The organism is Variovorax sp. 01T439_2 (assembly GCF_056398445.1).
Genome location: NZ_JBFTPJ010000639.1, coordinates 1 through 3,513 on the forward strand (window position 1 = coordinate 1; position 3,513 = coordinate 3,513).

At 68.5% G+C, this 3,513-nt stretch carries 2 pseudogenes; both read right to left on the bottom strand.

What is annotated here, in order from left to right:
• Window positions 1-1,590, bottom strand: a pseudogene (locus AC1DOC_RS24910) (hypothetical protein); the annotation flags it as partial.
• Window positions 1,591-1,592: 2 nt separating this feature from the next.
• Window positions 1,593-3,513: pseudogene (locus AC1DOC_RS24915) on the bottom strand (hypothetical protein); the annotation flags it as partial.

The window sequence follows — 3,513 nt, forward strand, 5'->3', positions numbered from 1 at the left end:
GTTGGAGACCACGGTGGTCGTGACGCGGGGCGGCATCAGCGGCGGCGTGAGGTAGGCGAGGACGATGGTGTCGGTTTCATCCACCGCGATGCCGTCGTCGTTGTTCGGGTTCGTATCGTTGGGCACCGTGCAGTAGTGGGGGTTGCCGGACGATGCCGCCTGGACGCAAACCCTGGCGCCATTGACGACCGGGTAGCTGCCGGCCGCCACGGTGGGCTGCGGGAACACCGGGATGTCGAAGTTGGCTTCGCCGCCGTCCGTCATGCCGGGCCCGCTCGAGCCCGCGAGCAGCGTGGGATTGAGCTGGCACGTCACCACCACCGGCGAACCGGCCTTTGCGCAGTTGGCGGGCAAGGTGCCGGTGTTCCATCCGGCGGGAAGAGCCAGCACGGCGGTCGAGTTGTCGGCGGCCGTGGTGCTCCCCGGGCCGAAGTTCTTGGCCGTGAGCCTGACGATGCGTTCCTGCCCGTGGCTGGTCCAGGCATCCGGCGGCACGGCGACCCGCACCTGCAGGTCGGGCCGGCCGGTGATGATGTTCGTGCAGGTGTAGTCCTCCTGCGTTGCGAGCGTGTGCGAGGTGTTGCAGGTACCGGTCCTGACGACGTTTTGGACGCTGACGTTGCTTGGTGCCAGGGCACCGCCGCTGTAGCTGGTGCCTGCCGATGCGTAGGTCTCGTAGGTGTCCTGGTAGCGGGCGGTGTTGTTGGCGACGGTCGGCGGGTAGAAGGGCAGACGGCCTGCGGTCGGGCGCCAGGTGGCGGTGTTCGTGCTGGGGCCGAGCGCCTGGCTCCAGGCGTAGTTGACGAAGCTGATGCGCTGCGAAACGCGCGCATCGGGAAACTCGCTTCGCACGCCGGAGAAGCCGTCGATCAGCTCCCCGCCGCCGAGGTCTTCCAGGCCATTGCAGGTGTTGGTGGCCGAATAGGGGCAAACGGTGCGCGGCGCGCGCAGAGGTCCCGGCACTGCAGAGCCGGGACCGGTGCCGCCGTCGTTCGTCGTGATGCCCAGCGTGTAGCTTGCGCCGCCGGTCGCCGCCACGCGGAACCAGTCGCCTGCCACCACCGTGACCGGTCGGCAGGTGAAGGTGAGCTGCGTCGGATAGATGTTGCCCGATGCGCCATTGAACATGCGGTCGACGCCACCCATCACTGCAATCACCGTGCCGGCCGGACACGCCTGGGGACCGCGCAGCGTCATGCCGTTGATGGGTCGGCCAGCGACGCCACGCTGGGTTGCCGCACCCCAGGTGATGGTCGCGGCGGTCGCGCCCTCGGTGACGGTGAACGGCGAGCAGCGCAGCTCATAGGCCCGCAAACCGCCGGTCAGATTGGCAAAGGTGCCACTGACCGCGGCGCTGTTCAGCCGCTCCCACATCGTCAGGCCGGTCGGGAACCCGCTGACGCAGTAAGTTCTCATGGACAAGCCGTTGCTGGAGCCCACGATCGTGCCGTTGATCAACGTACCGGTCTGCGGCCTGAGCACCTGCTGTGCATGCCCGGAAAGCGGCACGGCCACGAGCCACGCCCCGCACAGGAGCCACCACCATGCCGTGCCCGCCATCGAGCGCAGCGTGTTCTTGAGTCGTTGCATGTTCATTGGCCTGAACTGGTTATTTCTTCTGGGGACGTGGGAAGCAGAGGTTCGCCGCTGCCGGCGACGGATGCCGGCTGCGCTGCAGGCGCGGCAGCCGCAGGTTTCGATGCACCGGCAGCGGCCGATGGGAAGCCCAACCGGGTCTCGTCGAACTTGAAACGCAGCCGGATGTACGCGCCCTTGCTGGTGTATTCGTTGGCCGTCAGGTCGCGGTCGTTGAGGCCCACGAAGTTGTAGCCCGCAGAGATCCACAGGTCCTTCGCCATCTGGTAGCCGACCTCCACGCCCAGGGTCTTCTGCAGCGCGCCGCCCTTGCCGTACAGCAGGCCGGCCTGCACGCCGAAGTCCCAGTCCTTGTTGATGTCCTGGGTGTAGCGCGCCTGCAGCAGATGGGCCCAGTAGCTGCTGGCCAGGAAGCCGTCGTCGACGCGCGAGAGCTTGCCCGCGTAGCGCGCGCTCAGCACGCGGCCGCGCGCCGGGTTGTAGTTGAGGTGCGCCGAGACGATGTCCGCGCTGGTGCTGCCCGGCAGGCTGGCGTTGCCGGATTCGCCGCCGAAGGCGCTGCCCCCGGTCAACGCGCCGGCCGCATTTCCGTGGCCCACGATGCGCTCCGAGCGACGCTCATAGCGCATCAGCGCGTTCCAGGTGTCGTCGTCGACCGGGCGGTACGCCAGGCCGATCTGGTGGCGCTGGAGGTGGCGCTCGTTGCCGCCGCTCGCGCCCTGCCCTTCGCTGTCGCTCACCACGCTGCGCGCCAGCAGGCTCCACGCCGGTGTGATCTTGTAGCCGAACCCGGTGCTGAAGAGACGGGTGTTCGCGTCGTCGCCCTTGCGCCCTTCGAGGATGCCGCTGAGCTTGTAGGTGTCGGTGAGGTACTCGACGCCCGCCGTGACCGCGGTGGATTCACCCAGCCCGGCCGCATAGCCGGTGCCGTTGTTGGCGCTGTTGGCGTAGCCGCCCATCTGGCGCGTGTGCTCGAGGCCGCCGGTCAGGCTGAACCTGTCGGTGAGCTTGAAGGTGTTGCGCACCCCGATGGCGTTCTGGGCGGCACGGCCGTCGATGCTGTCTGCGAGCCGGTATTCGTTGTACAGCCGCCCGCCGTCCATGTAGTTGCTCTCGATGCCGAGGATGCCGACGTTGTTGGACTGCGCGGCATCGAGCTGGGCGGCGCCATACAGGCTGGAGATGAGCTCGTAGCGCGCATAGACGCGCGTCTTGTCCGTGATCGCGTAGTTGCCGCCGACGGCCAGCGTGTGGCGGTCGGAGTTCTTCAGGTCCTGCTCGCCCTCCACGAAGACCTGGGCCAGCGGCACGCCCGGCACCTGGGCCGACAGGCGCGCGCGCACGGTGGTCAGGCTCTCGCTCTCGGCGCTGGCATTGGCCGTCGCGGCGCCGCCGAGCGCGGTCACGCTGCCGGCGCCGACACGGCTGCCCAGATTGCCGTTGTAGGTGGAGATCTCGCCGTAGTCGAAGCCCGAACCCGAGGCCAGGCCGCTGCGGCTCTGGCCGTGGCGCAGGCCGACCTCCGCGACGATGTCGTGGTCCAGCTTCTTGCGCAAGCTCGCGCTCGCGCCCTTGCGGTCGCCTTCCAGCAGCGCATCCTTGCTGTAGAGCACTTCGGCGCGCACCGCCATGTCTTCGTCGATCTTGTACTCGGCGCGGCCGGAGACCTCGGTGCGTCCCGCCGAAAAGCTCGCGCCCGGGTTGTCGAAACCGGTGGTGGTCTTGCTCGCCAGCGCCACCACCGCGAGCTGCTCGGTCTGATGGCGCACTTCGACGCGGGCACCTTCGCCCTTGCCCTTCTCGTCGGAATCGGTGCGCACCACCTCGGCCGCAGCCGTGGTGTTGTCGCCGAGGCGGGCCACGGCCGTCAACGCGCCCAGCCTGCGGCGGTTATCCGGGTTCTGGTCGGTGCTGGCG